17 protein-coding genes and 1 pseudogene are annotated in these 20,264 nt (G+C 41.0%); 1 reads left to right on the forward strand and 17 read right to left on the reverse strand.

The genetic code is table 11. From position 1 onward, the window contains the following. Positions 1–180: 180 nt before the first annotated feature. Complete coding sequence (malQ, locus tag LI162_RS09180) at positions 181–1,680, reverse strand: 4-alpha-glucanotransferase (protein WP_227156353.1); 1,500 nt, start codon at positions 1,678–1,680, stop codon at positions 181–183. 15 nt (positions 1,681–1,695) lie between these two features. Beyond that, positions 1,696–3,948, reverse strand: a complete 2,253-nt coding sequence (locus tag LI162_RS09185; RefSeq protein ID WP_020436670.1) for a glycogen/starch/alpha-glucan phosphorylase — start codon at positions 3,946–3,948, stop codon at positions 1,696–1,698. Positions 3,949–4,160: 212 nt separating this feature from the next. Here LI162_RS09185 and LI162_RS09190 point away from each other — a divergent pair, with 212 nt between their 5' ends. Continuing rightward, positions 4,161–5,036: an AraC family transcriptional regulator gene (locus tag LI162_RS09190; RefSeq protein WP_015529668.1), complete on the forward strand. Its 876-nt coding sequence runs from the start codon at positions 4,161–4,163 to the stop codon at positions 5,034–5,036. A gap of 17 nt (positions 5,037–5,053) precedes the next feature. On the opposite strand, the gene LI162_RS09195 is transcribed toward LI162_RS09190, so the two are convergent. The 15 genes and pseudogenes from LI162_RS09195 to LI162_RS09265 all read right to left on the reverse strand — a co-directional run bounded on the left by LI162_RS09195 (position 5,054) and on the right by LI162_RS09265 (position 20,230). After that, complete coding sequence (locus LI162_RS09195; RefSeq protein WP_015529667.1) at positions 5,054–5,869, reverse strand: PHP-associated domain-containing protein; 816 nt, start codon at positions 5,867–5,869, stop codon at positions 5,054–5,056. Between the two features lie 110 nt (positions 5,870–5,979). Beyond that, positions 5,980–6,156 carry a hypothetical protein gene (locus LI162_RS09200; RefSeq protein ID WP_226901264.1) on the reverse strand — a complete coding sequence of 59 codons (177 nt, stop codon included), beginning with the start codon at positions 6,154–6,156 and terminating at the stop codon, positions 5,980–5,982. Further along, a complete protein-coding gene (locus LI162_RS09205; protein ID WP_226901265.1) occupies positions 6,140–6,403 on the reverse strand; it encodes a type II toxin-antitoxin system Phd/YefM family antitoxin in 264 nt (87 codons plus the stop codon). The genes LI162_RS09200 and LI162_RS09205 overlap by 17 nt, the downstream gene beginning before the upstream one ends. Positions 6,404–6,609: 206 nt before the next feature. Continuing rightward, on the reverse strand, positions 6,610–9,813 hold the full coding sequence (gene carB / locus LI162_RS09210; protein WP_155204554.1) for a carbamoyl-phosphate synthase large subunit: 3,204 nt from the start codon (positions 9,811–9,813) through the stop codon (positions 6,610–6,612). Further along, entirely contained in the window at positions 9,813–10,883 is a 1,071-nt protein-coding gene (locus tag LI162_RS09215; RefSeq protein ID WP_055148336.1) for a carbamoyl phosphate synthase small subunit, read from the reverse strand. Before LI162_RS09215 ends, carB begins: the two co-directional genes overlap by 1 nt. A 205-nt stretch (positions 10,884–11,088) precedes the next feature. After that, complete coding sequence (locus LI162_RS09220; protein ID WP_055148321.1) at positions 11,089–12,324, reverse strand: transglutaminase domain-containing protein; 1,236 nt, start codon at positions 12,322–12,324, stop codon at positions 11,089–11,091. Positions 12,325–12,361: 37 nt separating this feature from the next. Beyond that, positions 12,362–13,654, reverse strand: a complete 1,293-nt coding sequence (locus LI162_RS09225; protein ID WP_015529662.1) for a peptidoglycan-binding protein — start codon at positions 13,652–13,654, stop codon at positions 12,362–12,364. 71 nt (positions 13,655–13,725) lie between these two features. Then, a complete protein-coding gene (gene rseP / locus LI162_RS09230) occupies positions 13,726–14,757 on the reverse strand; it encodes an RIP metalloprotease RseP (protein ID WP_054752364.1) in 1,032 nt (343 codons plus the stop codon). 3 nt (positions 14,758–14,760) lie between these two features. Next, a complete protein-coding gene (dxr, locus tag LI162_RS09235) occupies positions 14,761–15,903 on the reverse strand; it encodes a 1-deoxy-D-xylulose-5-phosphate reductoisomerase (protein ID WP_020436664.1) in 1,143 nt (380 codons plus the stop codon). Positions 15,904–15,989: 86 nt separating this feature from the next. Next, positions 15,990–16,802, reverse strand: a complete 813-nt coding sequence (locus LI162_RS09240; protein WP_055148315.1) for a phosphatidate cytidylyltransferase — start codon at positions 16,800–16,802, stop codon at positions 15,990–15,992. Positions 16,803–16,804: 2 nt separating this feature from the next. Further along, positions 16,805–17,530 (reverse strand): annotated as a pseudogene (locus LI162_RS09245) (isoprenyl transferase); the annotation flags it as partial. Between the two features lie 136 nt (positions 17,531–17,666). Then, the gene (frr, locus tag LI162_RS09250; RefSeq protein ID WP_015529657.1) at positions 17,667–18,218 is read right to left on the reverse strand and encodes a ribosome recycling factor; all 552 of its coding nucleotides are present in this window, start codon (positions 18,216–18,218) and stop codon (positions 17,667–17,669) included. A 29-nt stretch (positions 18,219–18,247) separates the two neighbouring features. Further along, positions 18,248–18,943: a UMP kinase gene (gene pyrH / locus LI162_RS09255; protein ID WP_015529656.1), complete on the reverse strand. Its 696-nt coding sequence runs from the start codon at positions 18,941–18,943 to the stop codon at positions 18,248–18,250. 238 nt (positions 18,944–19,181) lie between these two features. Then, entirely contained in the window at positions 19,182–19,862 is a 681-nt protein-coding gene (locus tag LI162_RS09260; protein WP_117498096.1) for an LrgB family protein, read from the reverse strand. Further along, on the reverse strand, positions 19,859–20,230 hold the full coding sequence (locus LI162_RS09265; protein ID WP_020436660.1) for a CidA/LrgA family protein: 372 nt from the start codon (positions 20,228–20,230) through the stop codon (positions 19,859–19,861). The genes LI162_RS09260 and LI162_RS09265 overlap by 4 nt, the downstream gene beginning before the upstream one ends. Positions 20,231–20,264: the final 34 nt, after the last annotated feature.

Raw genomic sequence — 20,264 nt, forward strand, 5'->3', positions numbered from 1 at the left:
TAGGGCGAATGCCCTTAACCGAAAGGACGTCAGTTCTTTCGGTTGTTGCAGATGCGTAAACTGCGTTCCCCAACTCTAACAAATAGATCCGATAGCCAAAACAGCTGTTTTGCAAACATCTGAATAATAATCAAAAAACAAAAGAGACCATGCTCAACACAGTCTCTCTCTTGTACTATTTTATTTTCTTTCAACTTCTCTCGGAAGACGTTCGTACAACCATGTCATACGTTTCAGTCTCTTCACCGTCTCTTCATCAAACTGTCCCTTCTCCATTCTCCAGGTCCAGTTTCCGCCAAGTGTAGACGGTACATTGATTCTCGCCTTTCCATCCAGGTTCAGTAAATCCTGCATCGGAGTTACGCAAAGGTTCGCCTTACTGCTCATTGCAAGTCGGATGAAATCCCACGCCAGATCATCTTCATCCAGGCGTTGTGCATTCATATACTCTTTTGCAAAATCTCGCGTCGCTTTATCTGTACTGTGATACCATCCTCTTGTTGTATCATTGTCATGCGTACCCGTATATACAACACTGTTTTCCGGATAATTATGCGGGAGATATGCAGAGCCTCCATTTGGATCAAATGCAAACTGTATTACTTTCATTCCCGGGAATCCACTGTCGGATAGCATCTGAAGTACACTTTCTGTCAGGAATCCAAGGTCTTCTGCAATAATATTCAATTTGCCAAGTTTTTCTTCAATTGTACGGAACAGATCCATTCCCGGGCCAGGCATCCATGTTCCATCCACGGCTGTCTTATTTCCATAAGGAATGGAATAATATTCGTCAAATCCACGGAAATGATCAATTCTTACTACATCATATAATTTGAGACAATGACGGATTCTCTTAATCCACCAGTCGTATTCTGTCTTTTTATGATATTCCCAATTATACAGCGGATTGCCCCACAACTGTCCTGTTGCAGAAAAATCATCCGGAGGACATCCTGCTACTGCCACCGGATTATTCTCTTCATCAAACTGGAATAACTCCGGAGATGCCCATGTATCTGCACCGTCAAATGCAACATAAATCGGAATATCTCCAACGATCTGAATTCCCTGTTCATTTGCATAAGCGTGAAGCTGTGACCACTGTTTATCGAATTCATACTGCTGGAATTTGTAAAAATCAATCTCTTCTGCAAGTTCTTCTCTCGCATTCTCAAGTGCTGCTTCCTCGCGGTTTTTCAGGGCTTCTTCCCATTCATTCCAGCTAATTCCACCTTTGCTGTCCTTGATTGCCATGTAAAGACTATAATCATCCAGCCAATACGCATTTTCTTTGATAAAGTTATCATATGCTTCATCTTTTTCGAAACGCTCAAATGCCTTTTTCAGCACTTTAAATCTTGAATTGTAGATTTTTTCGTAATCAATACTGCCTGCCTGCTCTCCAAAATCATACACTTTACATTCTTTTTTTGTCAGAAGTCCTTCTTTGATCAGTGTCTTCAGATCAATAAAATATGGATTTCCAGCATATGTGGAGAAAGACTGGTACGGGGAATCCCCGTATCCAGTCGGTCCAAGCGGCAGAATCTGCCAGTAACTCTGTCCAGCCTCTTTTAACTGATCAATAAATTTATACGCCTCTTTTGAGAAACAGCCAATTCCGTATTTTGATGGCAATGAAAATACCGGTAATAATACTCCGCTCGCTCTTTTCACGTTCTTCTCCTCCTCTTACAGATGCCAGATATCTCTGTTGTACTCTTCAATTGTTCTGTCAGATGAGAAATACCCTGCTTTTGCAATATTTACAAGTGCTTTCTTAGCCCATGTTTTCTGATCTGCATAAGCTCTCAATGCTTCTTCTTTCTTTTCTTTATAGCTGTCGAAGTCAAGAAGAGTCATGAACCAGTCTTTACTGATAATCTCATGCTGCAGTCTCTCAAGATTCTCTTTCTCTCCAACTTTCAGAACTTCCTCGCTTGTAATAAAGTCAATTGCTGCCTTGATCGCAGGATTCTTCTCATAGAAATCTCTTGCGACATAATCAGCCTTTGCATAATGCTCGATTACTTCATCACTGGATGCACCGAATACAAAAATGTTATCGTTTCCAACGAGTTCATGAATCTCAACATTTGCTCCATCCTCTGTTCCGAGTGTTACAGCTCCGTTCAGCATGAATTTCATATTACCTGTTCCACTGGCTTCTTTAGATGCAAGTGAAATCTGCTCAGAAATATCACAAGCCGGAATTAATTTTTCAGCCTTTGTTACGTTATAATTCTCAACCATAACAACCTTCAGGTATGGACTTACCTCTGGATCATTGTTGATGATCTCCTGCAGACAAAGAATCAAATGAATGATATCTTTTGCGATCACATAAGCCGGTGCTGCCTTTGCTCCAAAGATAGCTGTCACCGGTGCAGCCGGAATCTTTCCTGCTTTGATCTCAAGATATTTATCAATGATATATAATGCATTCAGCTGCTGACGTTTGTACTCATGCAGACGTTTGATCTGAATATCAAAGATTGTATCAGGGCTTACTTTTACTCCCTGTGTCTCTTCCAGATATTTGCAGAGTGCTTCTTTATTTGCATGTTTAATCTCTACTAATCTGTCAAGAACCTTCTCATCATCCTTAAATGCAAGAAGTTTCTCAAGTTCAGCTGCATCTTTCTTGTATCCCTCTCCGATCAGTTCATCAAGAAGCTCTGTGAGAGCCGGATTACAATGTAGTAACCAGCGACGGAATGTAATACCATTTGTCTTATTGTTAAACTTCTCTGGATAAATCTTGTAGAAATTATTCAGTTCTGTCTCTTTCAGAATCTCTGTATGAAGAGAAGCAACACCGTTTACACTGAATCCGTAATGGATATCAATGTGTGCCATATGAACTGTATCATTTCTGTCAATAATAGAAACGCTTTCATCTTCATATTTTCTTCTTACTTTATCATCCAACACTTCGATGATCGGCATCAGCTGCGGAACTACCTTCTTCAGGTAATATACAGGCCATTTTTCCAGTGCCTCTGCAAGGATTGTATGATTTGTGTATGCACATGTCTTAGAAACAACTTCGATCGCCTCATCCATGTCTAATCCTCTCTCTACAAGAAGACGGATCAGTTCCGGAATTACCATTGTCGGGTGAGTATCATTGATCTGGATCACTGCATAATCAGCAAGATCATGAAGGTTGCATCCCTTTGCTGTACATTCATCAAGAATCAGCTGTGCTCCTGCACTTACCATGAAATACTGCTGATAGATTCGAAGCAGTCTTCCGTTCTCATCACTGTCATCTGGATATAAGAAAAGTGTCAGGTTCTTCTCGATGTCTTCTTTATTAAAAGCAATTCCATCCTCTACGATTGTCTCATCTACAGAGTCAATATCAAAGAGATGTAATTTATTTGTCTTATTGTTATATCCTGTTACTTCAATATCATACATTCTCGCATTTACATTAAGTCCTTTGAAAGATACCGGATAAACAACATCTGTCTTTTTCAGCCAGGATTTTTCTTCAATCCATGGATTCGGAGTTTCTCTCTGAAGGTTATTTTTAAACTCCTGTTTGAAAAGTCCAAGATGATAGTTCAGTCCGACACCGTCTCCTGCAAGTCCAAGTGTTGCGATTGAATCAAGGAAACATGCTGCCAGTCGTCCAAGTCCACCATTACCAAGTGACGGCTCTGGCTCTACTTCTTCGATTTCTGCAATATTCTTACCGTTCTGTGCAAGTACATCTTTTACTTCATTAAAAATACCAAGGTTGATCATGTTGTTAGAAAGCAGTTTTCCGATCAAGAACTCTGCAGAAATATAGTAAAGTTTTTTCTTACTATCTGTACGTTCCTTTTCTCCTGCCATTTCCTGCACCATACTAAGAAGTGCTCCGTAGATTTCTTCATTGGAAGCCTGTGCAATCTCTTTACCAAGTTTCTGCTGTAATGTTTCCTGAATGTTCATTTGAATAATCTCCCTTCAAATCTGATTCTGTTTTTATGTTACATACTTTGTTTCTTTGTTTTTAACTTATGATTGTATTTTAATACGATTATCTTCAAATATCTTGCAATATACTTGCACTTTATTGTACAATACTATCATTCTTATAATTCAATCTAGTTTGACCAGCAGGTGTGTCAGATATCATTTTATTGAAAGGATCTCATTTTTATATGAACATTAACGAATATCAGAATTATCATGAAACAAAAGCGCATACATCCGCAGAATTTCCTTATAATACTTATCTCTGCTCGATCCCTCTCGATTTCCCTGGAGTACCACTGCACTGGCACGATGAGTTGGAACTTGTTGTCATTAAAAGAGGGCAGGGTTTTGTTTCTGTGGACTTTGATAAGCGTCTGGTTCACAGTGGAGATATTATTATTATTCCCCCTAGATGTCTCCATGCCATCGAACAGGATGATACTTTTAAAATGGAATACGAAAATATTATTTTCAAACCAGATTTACTTTCTTCCGGAGCAAACGATCTGTGCATGATTCAATACATCGTTCCACTTCTTGACGGTTCTCTTCCTATTGAATATTTTCTCACTCCGGCTCTCGGATCTTTTGAAGCCTTAAGCAATTGTATCCGACAGATTGACCTTGTCTGTGCTGATCAGACACCTGGATGGCAACTTGCTGTGAAAAGTTCTCTGTTTAACTTTTTCTTTCTTCTGATCTCTGAACGTCAGAAAAAAACAGTCTCCACTTCCTCCAATTCCAAATCTTTGGAGAAAATGAAAACTGTTTTAAAATACGTAGAAAATCATTATACAGAAAAACTAACGATTGATGACATGGCTGAACTTACTTATTATAGTAAATCCCATTTCATGAAGTTTTTCAAAGCCCACATGGGAATCGGATTCACTGAATACTTAAATGATTACCGACTTACAATGGCTGCCAGACTTCTCAAATCATCCGATGACTCTATTCTGATGATTGCTGATGCCAGTGGTTTTGACAACCTGTCCTACTTCAACCGCATTTTCAAAAGAAAATATGGTATTTCGCCTGGGGCTTACAGGAAAGCATAGTAACTATCCAGAAACAATTATGAGTGATAATACAGTTCGATTGGATCAATCGGATCAAATGGATGTTCTTCTTCCATTTTCTTATTCCGCCCACGACGTTTCATTAGCTCACCACTCTTGTTGTATACCCAGAAAGAATATACAAGGAGCTTATTTACCTTCCCGATCTTCTCTTTTGTCGTCTTATTATAATAGACACCACCTGTCTTGAATGCAGTCTTCTTATGAATCAAAGAGATCAGCTCAGTCTCTGTTTTAACCGGCTCCGGCAAAATTGTGTATGCCCGTCCGACACAGTCTGTCTTGTGGGAATCACTTCCACCGGTCATCACCTTACCGTATTTCTCTGCCAGTTTTAAGGCACCAGCATTAGAATCCTTCGGTTCACAACAATTGAATGTCTCAATAAAATCAAATCGTTTAACAATCTCAGGTGAGAGGTAGTATCTTCTCGCATGAGTGAAACTCATGTACTTTTCTCCGCATGGATGTGCCGGTCCCAAAACTCCACCATTACGGTGAACCAAATCGATCAGAAGTGCAAGCGGCATTCCACGCATCTCAAGTAGACGCATCTTTACACCCTCTGGCATAATTACAAGAATATGCCCTGCATCTCTCGTATCATATTCAATTCCTTTGAGTACCACAAAATCGGTATGTTTCTTTCCTTTTAAATTCTTCTTCCAGTAGCGGTAGCCATTATATGTGTCGTGATCCGTGATCACCATTCCCTGAAATCCGTGTTCCTTGAGTATCGTGATATATTCCTCAATCCCTACCCTGCTGTCTATGGACCCCTCTTTCACGTGACAGTGCATGTCTATCTTCATATTTGAGTCCTCCTTTTCCGCAGTCCTGATTTTATAAAAAGTACTATGTGAAATAACTTTATTTTCGTTCTTTAAAAAGACTGCTTATTGATAAATTCATTATACCTCGTTTATATAGGAGTGACAAGCAGCTCTTTAATTACGGAAGTTGAAGAGTTACTGTTCAATATCTGATTCGTCACTTTCATTGCAGATTCCACACCGAATCGAAGTAAATAATAATCCTCAACACTTTTCAAATCTTCCCATGCAATCGGAAGAATTTCAACTTTATATTGTTCCTGCACGTTCTCTCAATTCCTTTCTTGCTTCGGAGATACTTCTTGTCTTTGCTCCGTTTAACCTTTCTTCTTCTGCCTGCATGATTTTCGCACGAAATTCCAATGCCTGTTCCCTTTTCTCAAAGGCATCAATATTCATAAATACTCCGTCATCCTCGTCATTTTTTGTTATATAAATCGGTTCACTCGTTGACCTTGCAAGATTGGAAATAGTAGAATAATCGTTTCGTAATGTTGCTGAAGCCTTGATAATATTTGTTTTCCGAATACACTTTGTTCAGAATGTTAATAAGAGCAAGAACAGGCACCACATACGGTAAACTGTTCTTGCTCTTATGTTACATACTTTCAAAGGGATGAGGTAAAGCGGGCTGATACCCGTGGTAATAGTAGAACTGGCATTGCGACCATTCAATTAAATTTTAGATCCCAATTGAAAGAATCCTGGTTCAACAAATCTTACTGCACCTTCGCAATATCGATCAGTGACAGTTTCTTAATATCTGTATTCTCAAGACTTGTGATCAATGCATATGCTGTGTCAATTGCAGTCAGTACATTCACACCTGTCTCGATTGCATTTCTACGGATTACAAATCCATCTCTTGAATGCTCTGCACCCTGTGCCGGGATATCGATAACAAGATCGATCTTATGTCCGAGGATCAGGTCAAGAAGGTTCGGTGATTCCTGCTCGATCTTACGAACCGGAGTAGCCTTTACTCCCGCCTCATTCAGCGCGCGTGCTGTTCCGCTTGTAGCAAAGATATGGTATCCAATCTTCTCAAATCTTCTTCCGATCTCTACTGCATCTGCATGGTCTTCATCGCGGACTGTCATGATCATGTTTTTATGCTTCGGAAGCTTGATTCCAGCTCCGATAAATGCTTTGTAAAGTGCTTCATCAAATGTCTTTGCAATTCCAAGACACTCTCCTGTAGACTTCATCTCAGGTCCAAGGCTGATATCAGCTCCGCGGATCTTCTCAAAGGAGAATACCGGCATCTTAACCGCTACATAATCAGCTTCCGGCTGAAGTCCCGGTGTGTATCCAAGATCTTTGATCTTCTTTCCTGTGATAACCTGTGTTGCCAAAGGAACAATCGGGATACCTGTCACCTTACTGATATATGGTACTGTACGGCTGGAACGTGGATTTACTTCGATTACATATACATCATCTTCGCCGCACACAATAAACTGGATATTGATCATACCGATAACATGGAGTGATTTTGCAAGTCTTCTTGTATACTCAGCAATCTTTGCTTTTGCTCCTTCTGTCAGGCTCTGTGCCGGATATACGGAAATACTGTCTCCGGAGTGGATTCCTGCACGCTCGATATGTTCCATGATACCCGGGATCAGGATATCAGTTCCGTCGCATACTGCATCGACCTCAATCTCTTTTCCCTGAAGGTATTTATCTACAAGGATCGGGTGATCCTGTGCGATTCTGTTAATGATTCCGATGAATTCATCAATATCATTGTCGTTGATCGCAATCTGCATTCCCTGTCCACCCAGAACGTAGGAAGGACGAACCAATACAGGATATCCAAGTCTGTTGGCAACTTCTTTCGCTTCTTCTGCTGTGAATACTGTTCCACCTGTCGGGCGTGGAATCTCGCACTCTTCAAGAATCTCATCAAAGAGCTCACGGTCTTCGGCTTTGTCTACATTCTCTGCAGATGTACCAAGGATCGGTACTCCCATCTTCATAAGTGCTTCTGTCAGCTTGATTGCTGTCTGTCCACCAAACTGTACAACTGCTCCATCCGGTTTCTCAATATCAACGATACTCTCTACATCTTCCGCTGTCAGTGGCTCGAAGTACAGCTTATCAGCAATGTCAAAGTCAGTACTTACTGTCTCCGGGTTATTATTTACAATGATTGTCTCATATCCGTCTTTTGCAAATGCCCATGTACAATGTACAGAACAGAAGTCGAACTCGATACCCTGACCGATACGGATCGGACCGGATCCAAGAACAAGTACTTTCTTCTTATCTTTTGTCTGTTCAACTTCATTCTCGCTTCCATATACAGAGTAGTAATATGGTGTCTCTGCGGCGAACTCTGCTGCACAAGTATCTACGATCTTATATGCTGCAACGATACCGTTTGCATGACGCATATCGTGAATTTCCTGCTCTGTCTTACCTGTCAGCTGTGCGATCACATTATCCGGGAACTCGATACGTTTTGCTTCTGCAAGAAGTTCTGGTGTAAGTTCCTGTGTCTTCAGAGCTGTCTCCATCTCTGTGATGATCGCAAATTTATCGATAAACCACTCATCAACTTTTGTAATCTCGTGGATCAGATCGTAAGAGATTCCTCTTCTGCATGCTTCTGCGATTCTCCACATACGCATGTCATCTACTTTCTTCAGCTGATCGATCAGTTCATCATCTGTCAGATCTGTGAAGTCATAAGACATCAGACTGTCTACATGCTGCTCCAGAGAACGGATTGCTTTCATAAGAGCTCCCTCGAAGTTATTACAGATGCTCATAACTTCTCCGGTTGCTTTCATCTGTGTTGTCAGTGTTCTCTTCGCACTGATAAATTTATCAAATGGAAGTCTCGGGATCTTAACTACTACATAGTCAAGCATTGGCTCAAAACTTGCATAGGTCTTCTGTGTGATTGCATTCTTGATCTCATCCAGATTGTATCCAAGTGCGATCTTCGCTGCAACCTTCGCGATCGGGTATCCTGTTGCTTTGGAAGCAAGTGCAGAAGAACGGCTTACACGAGGGTTTACCTCGATTACACAATATTCAAATGTCTCTGGGTGTAATGCATACTGTACGTTACATCCACCTGTGATATTCAACTCACTGATAATGTTCAATGCGGAAGTACGTAACATCTGATATTCTTTATCGCCCAGTGTCTGAGAAGGTGCGACTACGATACTGTCTCCAGTATGAACTCCAACCGGGTCAATATTTTCCATATTACATACTGTAATACAGTTTCCTGCTCCGTCACGCATTACCTCGTACTCGATCTCTTTCCATCCTGCGATACAACGTTCAACAAGAACCTGACCAACACGGGAAAGACGAAGACCATTCTCAAGAATCTCTACTAACTGCTGAGAATCATGTGCGATACCACCACCGCTTCCTCCCAGTGTATAAGCAGGACGAAGAACAACCGGATAGCCGATCTTATTTGCAAATGCAAGTCCATCTTCTACATTTTCTACAACGAGAGAAGCTGCAACCGGCTCACCGATCTTCTCCATTGTTGCCTTGAATTCCAGACGGTCCTCTGCCTTCTTAATGGTCTCAGATGTTGTTCCGATCAGGCGTACATTATTCTCTTTTAAGAATCCAGCCTCTTCGAGTTCCATTGCAAGGTTCAGTCCAGCCTGTCCTCCAAGTGTTGGAAGTACACTGTCTGGTTTCTCCTTTTTGATCAGCTGCTCAACAACCTCAATTGTCAGTGGCTCGATATAAACACGATCTGCGATATCTTTATCTGTCATGATTGTTGCAGGGTTTGAGTTGAGAAGTACAACCTCAATCCCTTCTTCTTTCAGTGAACGGCAGGCCTGAGTTCCAGCATAATCGAACTCCGCAGCCTGTCCGATGACGATCGGACCAGAACCGATAACTAATACTTTTTTGATACTATTATCTCTTGGCATTATTTCTCTCCTCCCATCATCTCAAGAAAACGATCGAACAGGTATCCTGAATCCTGTGGTCCCGGGCATGCTTCCGGATGGAACTGAACTGTAAAAATGTTCTTTCCAACATATGCAAGTCCTTCGTTTGTTCCGTCATTTACATTCTTAAATGCAGGAACTGCAACGTTTGGATCAATCTTGTCTTCATCAACAACATAGCCGTGATTCTGTGAAGAAATGTAGACTCTGCCTGTCTGAAGATCTTTCACCGGATGATTTCCTCCGCGATGTCCGTATTTTAATTTGTAAGTTGTACCACCTGTTGCAAGTGCCATCAACTGATGTCCAAGGCAAATGGCAAATATTGGGATATCTGTTTCATAAAGCTTTTTGATTTCTTTGATAATTGATGTACATTCTGCCGGATCTCCAGGTCCATTGGAAAGCATAATGCCATCTGGATTAGATGCGATGATCTCATCCGCTGTTGTATCGGCCGGATAAACGGTCACTTCGCAGCCGCGATCATTTAAAGATTTTGCGATGTTTTTCTTAGCTCCGAGATCAAGAAGTGCAACCTTCTTGCCTGTTCCTTCTAAAACGTATTTCTCCGCACATGTAACTTTGGAGACAACACCTTCTACCTTATAATTCTTCAACTTAGAGATTACTTCATCAAGATCGTAATTCTCGTTTGTTGTGATCATACCATTCATGGTACCTTTTTCTCTTAAAATCTTTGTAAGAGCACGAGTATCAACTCCCGCAATACCCGGAATATCATATTTCTTGAGGAAATCCTGAATTGTACCTTCACATCTGAAGTTACTTGGCATTCTGGATAACTCCCTCACAATATATCCATCTGGCCACGCCTTTAATGACTCCATATCCGGTGTAATTCCATAATTACCAATCAGCGGATATGTCATAACCACTGCCTGTCCCGCATAAGAAGGGTCCGTCAGTACCTCAAGATATCCTGTCATTGAAGTATTAAACACGATCTCACTGATCATATCTCTCGTCGAACCAATGCTTGTTCCTGTAAACACAGTACCGTCTTCCAAAATAAGAAACGCTTTCATCTGTTCACCCTTTCCCTTCGTAAAAATATTTTTTCTCAAAAGGAAGGCGCTCATGGAGTCTTTATCCCAGAGCGCCCTCTTTCTCAAATTGTAAAGATTATACTACAGCATGAGAGACATTTCAACATCATTTTTGATGAATAACTTAGTACTTTTATTAATATATATTGGTATTTTTTACTTATAAATGGTATTTTATGCATTTTTATGAATACCAGAAGATCATTATGATCCGCTTTCTGTCATCCACGGCATACGTATATTTCACTTCTTCCAATTGTCTAAAGTCAACAAGAAACTGCGCCGCCTGTGGAATCAAATTATCTATAATTTTCTCTTTTGCAACTTCATAAACAGCATTTTCCGAAAAGCGGATAGCAAACATTTCCTGTTCCTGTTCTATCCCTGCTTTCATTTTTTCATAGATTTCATTCTCATCAAATGTTTCATAGTACAGACCGTTGATTCGATAATATTCCAGATCATTGGAATCGCACACCGGATACGGCACAAAATCATCCTGCTGATGATCTGTAAAAATTTCTTCATCTGTACAACATAGATACTCATAATTCACAAGATCATGAGGCAGCGTTTCTCCCGTCTCATTCTCCTGAAAGATCGGATCTCCGAAAGTCACATCCATCTGATAATACTTATCATTACATTTCACTATATTCCATGCATGTGCCCCCTGCTCTTTTACTGTTCCCACAACGTAAATACATTCTATTCCCATCTGTTTCAACAGATATTGCGCTGCCCTGGAATATCCTGCGCAGACGGATTTTTTCCCAACCAAAGAACTATAAATATTCTGATTATCCAATGCGTTTTGATCATAATCCACAGTATCTACAAGATATTTGAAAATGTACTTGATCTTCTCATACGCTGTCTCACATCCCTGTGCACCTGCAAGTGCCTCTTGTGCCGCATTTTCAATCTGCTCCCGTCTGGATTCTCTCTGATCTGGTGTACAGATATAAGACGGATGAAACTCTGTGTAGTCTTTGTATACCGTCATTTTTGAGCTGCCGTCACACCAGAACAATTCCGGCCGGTCATACATCAGATATTCGTATATCTTTCCTGCCTCGTCATTCTCGCCTGCATGAAGAAGAATGGTCTCTTCCATGGAACGAACCCCCTGCAGGATCTCACGATAAACCTGTTTTTCCTGCTCCGACAGCTGCTGATAATAAAAACCATCTGCAACATCTTCTTCTGATACATTTAACTCCGGAAATTCTATTTTCTGACCAGAATCAGACAAAAGGACATTTCCAGACTCACGGAATAATCCTGGTACTACTTTTGTCATCTTTAATACACCTGCCACTCCGATGATCACAAGAAGAAGCACAAGAAACACGAATCCTTTTCTTGTTGTTTTTCTATTTCTTCGTCGTTTTTTCCTTCGTCTTCTGTCTCTTTCCATTAATTTCACTGTCTCCTGTCTGAACTGTTCCTGTACTTTATGAAAGCTCTGCTATTCTTGACACGCCAACATAAATTTCCGATATCTTATACCATGTTTTATAATCTATCTCTCCTGTTACCGGAAGACCGAATATAGATTGAAATTTCCGGACAGCCGCTTCTGTTTCAGGTCCATAGATTCCATCTTCCGTCAATTTGGGGATTTCCGGATATGCACCTGCAATCACATTCAGTTCTTCCTGTATCTGACGCACTTTGGGGCCTTGTGAACCTTGTTCCAGTGTATATCCCGGCCAGGAGGACGGAATACCTGAGATTGCTTCTGCCGTATTGATATACATATCGTCACCATAATAATACCTTAGAATTTCAATCGGAGAAAATCCCTGTTCTCCCAGACTTTTTGACCCCCACTGTGTCAACCAATTTGGACAGCTCACCCTGCGGCCATCACAATACTGTGTCAGGATTGGCTGGCGCACATTCGGCCGTGACAGATAGTCTGCAAACAGTTCATCCACAATCACTGAAATAGGCTCAAATATATTGCGCTCCGGGATCCATTTATGGTCAAATGCCGTTGATGATGTAATTGTAAAATCAAACCCTTTATTTCGATACCATTCCGTATAAACCCTGTTTAAAGTGAATGACATAATTGCCAGCACATTTGCCCTTATGGTGTCTGCCGGCCAGGTTGCATAGATTTCACTTGATGCGACATTTTTTATATAATCTTTGTACTTCACATAATAATTCTGTGCTGTAGAATCCCGCGGAGATCCATCATGTACGATAATATATTCCGGTACAACCACACGGCTCAAGACAATTTCTCCTGTTTCATTTACCGGCTTAATCTCTTCCTCTGCAATCTTCGGAGGATAATTTCCATATAAAGTATGAGCAGGGATGACGAATACCTGCTCTTCTTCCCTGCTCTGATCCTTTTGTTTCATGCGTATATTCTGGATTGCCTTTGTGTTTGCCAGGATCTCTGTTCCCGAAACACTGATCGACTCAAATCCTTCTGCTTCAATATTCAATGTATATTCTGAATATGGTTGACGTTCTTCGTTCTCATCCAGACTCCATTCTTCCGGTGGTGCATTCAGTTCAACCAGTTCTGTCTGACCGGAAGAATCCGTGACTACCTGCTCTAATATACTTTCCGGAATTCCTGTATAAGAGATGGAAATCCGTGCTTCTTTTACTGGAAATGCATTCACAGAAGATGTAACATTTACCTGCAGCTGACCACGATCGATCAGATTCTCCTGCGTTTCTTTGCTTTCAATTGAACCTTGTATCGGTTGAAAAAGTTTCATAGTTTGTCTCCCACATCTGATTCGTTTCCTTTTTCCAGTATATGCGGAAAACTCCTATTCTTTCCTGTTTTCTACACAAGTTTCAGAATGTCATTAAACATAATAACAACCATCAATGCCATCAGAAGCACAAATCCTGCAAAATGTACCATGCCTTCTTTCTCAGGCGGTACTCTTTTTCCACGAACGGCCTCAATGATAAGGAATACAAGACGTCCACCGTCCAACGCCGGAAGCGGTAACAGATTCATCACACCCAGGTTGGCGGTCAGAAGTACTCCTATATTGAGAAGATTTAAAATCACTACTACCATGCCTGCCGGAGCTGCTTCCTGATAAACGTTATCTACCGCACTGACAATTCCAACCGGACCGGAAAGATCTTTTACTCCTACCTTTCCACCAACTAACATTTTCAGACTGTCAACTGTATATGTGATCCAATACTTCACCGTATATGCTCCGTATCGAACTGTTCCAAACAGACCCGGACGAACCATCTCACCACCTGTAATTCCAAGCAGAGGAAAAGCATCTCCCTCATTCTGTTTTGGTTCCAGCACAACTGTATAATCCTTACCGTCACGCTCATACTCAACTTCTACACTTTTTGTTCCCGCATGCATCATATTATACAGACTGATATCGTTCCAGATATGAACTGATTTTCCTCCGATCTTCTTAATCACATCTCCCGGTTCGATACCTTCTTCCTGCGCTGAATATCCATCTGTCACATTACTGACAATCGGTGCTCGATATCCCGTCCAGCCAATAATAATCATGCAGAGGATCCATGCAAGAATAAGATTGAACACTGGACCTGCAACAATTACTGACATTCTTGCCCAGACCGATTTGCTGTTAAAGCTCCCTTCAGACATATCATCCACATCATCTTCTCCCATCATGCAGGCTCCGCCAAACGGAAGAAGCTTTAAGCTGAATTTTGTTTCTCCAAACTGTTTTCCAAAAATAGTCGGTCCAAGACCCAGAGAGAATTCATCCACACGGATCTTATTCTTCTTTGCAAGCAGAAAGTGTCCTAATTCGTGAAAGATTACAATCGCACTGAATAGCAGAATTGCCAAGATTATGCCCATACATTACCACCTGTTTTTAATAAATTCATATGTTTCCTGTTCTGTCTTTAGTATCTCCTCAACGGTTGGAGCCGCAATATTTTTATGCGCTTCCATACACGCCTGAATAATTTCAGGAATCTGGAGATACTTAATCTTTCTGTCAAGGAACAGCGCAACTGCTTTCTCATTTGCCGCATTTAATACAGTCGGAAGGGAACCTCCTGTTCTTCCCGCTTCAAAAGCAAGCTTCAATCCATAAAATGTTTCCAGATCCGGCTGTTCAAATGTGATCTGCTGAAGTGTCGAAAAGTCCAGTCTGTCACCCGGAAGATAACGACGTTCCGGATAATAGAGTGCATACTGGATTGGAAGTTTCATATCCGGTGTTCCAAGCTGTGCGATCACTGCACCATCTTCATATTCCACCATTGAATGAATGATACTCTGTGGCTGCACAACAACCTGAATCTGATCTACATCCACTCCAAAGAGCCATTTCGCCTCAATCACTTCAAGACCTTTGTTCACCATTGTAGATGAGTCAATTGTAATCTTGCGTCCCATTGCCCAGTTTGGATGTTTCAATGCATCCTCTACCTGGATGTTCGCCAGATCTTCCAGTTTCTTTCCTCTAAATGGTCCACCGGATGCCGTCAGGAGAATCTTGTGCAGAGCCTTCTGCTGTCCTCCCTGAAGAGACTGGAAGATTGCGCTGTGCTCGCTATCCACCGGAAGAATAGAAACCCCTTTTTCCTTTGCCAGCGGCATAATGATATGTCCTGCTGTGACCAGTGTCTCTTTATTTGCCAAAGCAATATCTTTTCCTGCATTAATTGCTTCAATTGTAGGAAGAATTCCAATCATTCCAACAATTGCTGTCACAAGAATCTCTGACTCCGGCTGTCTCGCTACTTCAAGCAGTCCATCCATACCGCTTACTACTTTAACATCCAGATCATTTATTTTGTCTTTTAATTCATTTGCTCTTTCTTCTTTCCAAACTGCTGCCAGTTTCGGCTTAAATTCTCTGATCTGTTTCTCCAGGAGATCAATATTATTCCCTGCTGCAAGTGCTGTAACCTCCAGATCGCCATTTGTCCTGACAATCTCCAATGTCTGTGTTCCTATGGATCCTGTGGATCCCAAAATTGCAATTTTCTTCATCGTAACTTTTTACCTCTATTCTGCTCTTATGTTACAATCCACAAAACTGTGGATCAGCAACGCATCTATCACACATATATCTCCTTTTACAGAAACAGGGAAAGATAGAAAATAATAGGTGCTGTAAAGATAACACTGTCAAAACGGTCAAGAATTCCTCCATGTCCCGGAATCAGTTTTCCATAATCTTTAATGTTGTGGTATCTCTTGATCGCAGAAGCTGCCAGGTCGCCAATCTGTGAAATTGCTCCACCAACCGCACCGATAATCGCATATTCCAATATATCTGCTGCCGCATTTCCCCAGTAGTTAATTGCAAGTCCATACAATACTCCGATCAATGCTGCACCAAGGATTCCTCCGATTCCACCTTCTATTGATTTCTTCGGACTTAAAATCGGTGCCAGCTTGTGCTTTCCGATCAACATACCGACACAGTATGCACAAGTATCACATCCCCAGGAGCATACAAACACAAGCCATACCGAGAAGATTCCTCCCGGAAGATTTCTTGTCTGATAAATGTAAGAGAGCATCACTGCCACATAGAACATTCCAAAAAAACCGGCAAAAATCTGCTGTGTATTATATTTCGGATAGGAAAATACAAGAACCGCCATCTGGCAGATCAAAAAAGCCATAAACAGCATAACAAACCAGTTTAAGGATTCTCCCGGAAGAAGCGGTTTAAAATATAATAACCCATAATACAGGATTGCAAAAATATATCCGACAATTCCTGGTGCCTTCTTCTCTATGTGAAATACTTTATACAACTCTGTCATTCCGATCAGGCTGATTAATAACAAAACTGCAAAGAGCAGGTTTCCGCCCGTGATCACTGTGACAAGCGCGATGATCACTAATAGTATTCCACTTAGTAACCTTGTTTTAAACATCTTTATTCCGCCTCCTCTACTCCGCCGAATCTTCTATGCCTGCGGTTATATTCTTCCACCGCTTTTATAAGCTCTTCTTTCGTAAATGCCGGCCACGGAATATCTGTAAAATAAAACTCTGAATAGGCCAGCTGCCAAAGCAGATAATTCGATAATCTTTGTTCTCCGCTTGTACGGATCATCAAATCCGGATCCGGAATGTCATTTGTATCCAGATAAGAATTAAATAATGATTCATCGATCGTGTCCGGATTTACCTTGCCGGCCGCACAATCCTTCGCAAGCTTTCTGGCTGCTCTTGTGATCTCATCACGGCTTCCATAATTCAGGGCAATTGTAAAATTAAGCCCTCCATTGTTGGCTGTTGCCTCTTCCAGTTCTCTGATCCGGCTCTTGATATCCTCATCCAGCGGTTCAATATCGCCGATCACACGGATCTTCATATCATTCTTTGCCGCTGTCTTCAGACATGTTTTCATGTAATTTCTTAAAAGTTTCATCAGTGCATCCACTTCATTCTGTGGTCTGCTCCAGTTTTCTGTAGAAAATGCATAGACTGTCAGGTACTTGATTCCCATACGCCATGCTTCTTCACAGATCTTCTCAACGTTCTTGGCTCCCTGTGCGTGTCCGTAATTTCTCGGCATTCCTTTTGATTTTGCCCAGCGTCCGTTTCCATCTAAAATAATCGCAATATGCTGTGGTACGTTCATTTTCTTATCCTCTCTGTCGCAACTTTCTTTAAAGAAGAAATGGAGGCCTTAAATAAGCCTCCATGTTCTTAAAAACTTATCTGCGTACAAATAATCTGTAAACAGTTTTTCCACATTACAATCTGACAATTCAGCTCTGCTGTTTTTCGATTTAGACTGTCATGATTTCCTTGGACTTCGCCTCTACCATTTTGTCAATCTTAGCAACATACTTGTCTGTGATCTTCTGAAGTTCATCTTCAAGATCTTTGATCTCATCTTCAGAAATTTCCGTTCCTTTCAGTTTCTTGAAAGCAACATTTCCATCACGACGGACATTACGTACAGCAACTTTCGCTTCCTCACCTTTTTTCTTAACATCTTTTGCAAGTTCTTTTCTGCGATCCTCTGTCAGTTCTGGGAATACCAGACGGATAGATGTTCCATCATTTGTCGGGTTGATTCCGATATCAGATGTAAGAATTGCTTTCTCAATTGCCTTGAGCATGCTCTTCTCCCATGGCTGGATCTGGATCATACGTGCTTCCGGTACAGATACATTCGCTACCTGCTGGATCGGTGTTGGTGTTCCGTAGTAATCAACTGCCAGCTTATCCAGTACATGTGGGTTTGCACGCCCTGCACGGATTGTAGCAAGTTCTCCATCCAGATTGTTAATTGTCTTTGTCATCTTATCATCATAGATTTTGTTTTTTTCATTCATGCTGTAATTCCTCCGCTATTTAAAATAGTTTATACAGTAACTTTTGTTCCTGTGAATTTTCCCTGCATTGTATTTACAATACTATTCTCTTCATTAAGTCCGAATACAAGCATCGGCATCTTATTCTCAAGACAGAGAATGGATGCTGTCAGATCAACTGCTGCGAGTTTCTGATCGATCACTTCTTGAATAGAAATTTCATCATACTTCACTGCTGCCGGATTCACCTTCGGATCACTGTCATAGATACCGTCAATTGCCTTTGCAAGAAGCATTGCATCTGCCTCAATCTCGATTGCACGGAGAACTGCACCTGTATCTGTTGAGAAATATGGATGTCCTGTTCCACCTGCGAAAAAGATCACCTTGCCTTCTTCCAGTGCTGCAACTGCTGCATCCTTTGAGAACAGAGATGTAAATGCTCCGCATACAAAAGGTGTGAATACTTCTGTCTTCATTCCTACATGACGGAAAATATCTGACACATAGATACAGTTCATAACTGTTGCAAGCATACCGATCTGATCTGCTTTTGTACGGTCAATTGTCTCACTTGTTCTTCCTCTCCAGAAGTTTCCTCCTCCTGTTACGATTGCTACCTGCACACCTTCATCTACAAGCTGTTTTACCTGCTTCGCAACTCCGATACAAGTTGCCTCATCAAATCCAGTCTTCTTCTCGCCTGCAAGAGCTTCTCCGCTCAGCTTTAACAATACTCTTTTCATACCGTATAGCTCCTTTAAATTCTATCTTTCAGTGCCTGTTCTGTCTTTTTCACACAAACCATAATTCAAAGTATAATGGCACTAACCTAACTTAGAGTATAACATAAGTTTCCACATTTGTCATGACCGAAGCGTGAAATCCTTATTTTTTTCAAAAAAAGAACCGATTTCTTTCAGGCAATGTTTCTATACGAAAAATCCTGATGAAATCGATTCTTTTCATGATTATTAAATTTGCCTACATAATAAGCATTGAAAACAGCACTGTAATAATTCCACAGATTCCGATTGCAAGACCGCTCATTGCACCCTCGATCTCACCAATTTCAATTGCCTTTGATGTTCCGACTGCATGACTACATGCACCGATCGCAAGTCCTGCTGCCACAGAATCCTTCACATGGAATATTTTGATCAGCGTCGGAGCCAGAATACTTCCAAGAATCCCCGTGAAAATAACAGCAACCACCGTAATCGGCACTACACCACCTGCCGGCTCAGAAATACTCACTGCGATAGGTGTTGTCACTGACTTAGGGATCAGTGAAACTGTCATGCTCTGATCCAGTCCAAATAATTTGCACATTCCAAACACGCTTGCCATAGATGCTGCTGATCCTGCAGTACATCCAACTACAATTGGAAGCCAATATTTCTTCAAAACATCAATTTTTGTATAAATTGCAACCGCAAGACATGCTGTTGCCGGAGCAAGAAACATATTGATCAAAGCCCCGCCCACATCATAGCTATCATATGGAATATCAAAAATCAAAAGGACTCCTACAATCAATACAATCGCAACGATCAGCGGATTACAGATCGGTGTCTTTAATTTACTATGCAGCTTTTCTCCTATCCAGAATGCTACCACACTCAACCCTACTCCAAAATAAGGAGATGCCATTAATTCTTTCATGCTTTCTTTCCTCCCTTTTTCTTCTCCATCAATTTCACTGTCAGCGTAACTACATACGCTGTCACAGCAAATGTTACAATCGTGGATACAACACAGATTACAAGAAGCTGAAGTACTGTACTTTTTAAAATGTCAAAATAATTAATGATACTTACTCCTGCCGGTACAAAAAAGAATGCCATATTTCCTAATAAGAAATCTGCTTTTTCCTGCACATGCTCAATCTTTAAGAACCCGGTCAGCAGACAGATCAACAATAAAATCATACCGATTACACTCGCCGGAAAAGAAAACGGCAGATAATGTTCGATTACAAGACTGACCCAGCAAACACCGAATATCACACCAAACTGTTTTAAAATCTTCATTTGTTTTACCTCTTTTTAATATGTAAGCCTACAT

Origin of the sequence: Mediterraneibacter sp. 210702-DFI.3.120 (assembly GCF_020561005.1) — a bacterium.
In the GTDB taxonomy this organism is placed as follows: Bacteria; Bacillota; Clostridia; order Lachnospirales; family Lachnospiraceae; genus Mediterraneibacter; species Mediterraneibacter faecis.

What these genes read in the sequence shown, in the direction of transcription:
- LI162_RS09185 (WP_020436670.1), bottom strand. Translation starts at nt 3,948, where the DNA reads ATGAACATTCAGGAAACATTACAGCAGAAACTTGGTAAAGAGATTGCA.
- LI162_RS09190 (WP_015529668.1), top strand. Translation starts at nt 4,161, where the DNA reads ATGAACATTAACGAATATCAGAATTATCATGAAACAAAAGCGCATACA.
- LI162_RS09195 (WP_015529667.1), bottom strand. Translation starts at nt 5,869, where the DNA reads ATGAAGATAGACATGCACTGTCACGTGAAAGAGGGGTCCATAGACAGC.
- carB (WP_155204554.1), bottom strand. Translation starts at nt 9,813, where the DNA reads ATGCCAAGAGATAATAGTATCAAAAAAGTATTAGTTATCGGTTCTGGT.
- LI162_RS09215 (WP_055148336.1), bottom strand. Translation starts at nt 10,883, where the DNA reads ATGAAAGCGTTTCTTATTTTGGAAGACGGTACTGTGTTTACAGGAACA.
- LI162_RS09220 (WP_055148321.1), bottom strand. Translation starts at nt 12,324, where the DNA reads ATGGAAAGAGACAGAAGACGAAGGAAAAAACGACGAAGAAATAGAAAA.
- LI162_RS09225 (WP_015529662.1), bottom strand. Translation starts at nt 13,654, where the DNA reads ATGAAACTTTTTCAACCGATACAAGGTTCAATTGAAAGCAAAGAAACG.
- rseP (WP_054752364.1), bottom strand. Translation starts at nt 14,757, where the DNA reads ATGGGCATAATCTTGGCAATTCTGCTATTCAGTGCGATTGTAATCTTT.
- dxr (WP_020436664.1), bottom strand. Translation starts at nt 15,903, where the DNA reads ATGAAGAAAATTGCAATTTTGGGATCCACAGGATCCATAGGAACACAG.
- LI162_RS09240 (WP_055148315.1), bottom strand. Translation starts at nt 16,802, where the DNA reads ATGTTTAAAACAAGGTTACTAAGTGGAATACTATTAGTGATCATCGCG.
- frr (WP_015529657.1), bottom strand. Translation starts at nt 18,218, where the DNA reads ATGAATGAAAAAAACAAAATCTATGATGATAAGATGACAAAGACAATT.
- pyrH (WP_015529656.1), bottom strand. Translation starts at nt 18,943, where the DNA reads ATGAAAAGAGTATTGTTAAAGCTGAGCGGAGAAGCTCTTGCAGGCGAG.
- LI162_RS09260 (WP_117498096.1), bottom strand. Translation starts at nt 19,862, where the DNA reads ATGAAAGAATTAATGGCATCTCCTTATTTTGGAGTAGGGTTGAGTGTG.
- LI162_RS09265 (WP_020436660.1), bottom strand. Translation starts at nt 20,230, where the DNA reads ATGAAGATTTTAAAACAGTTTGGTGTGATATTCGGTGTTTGCTGGGTC.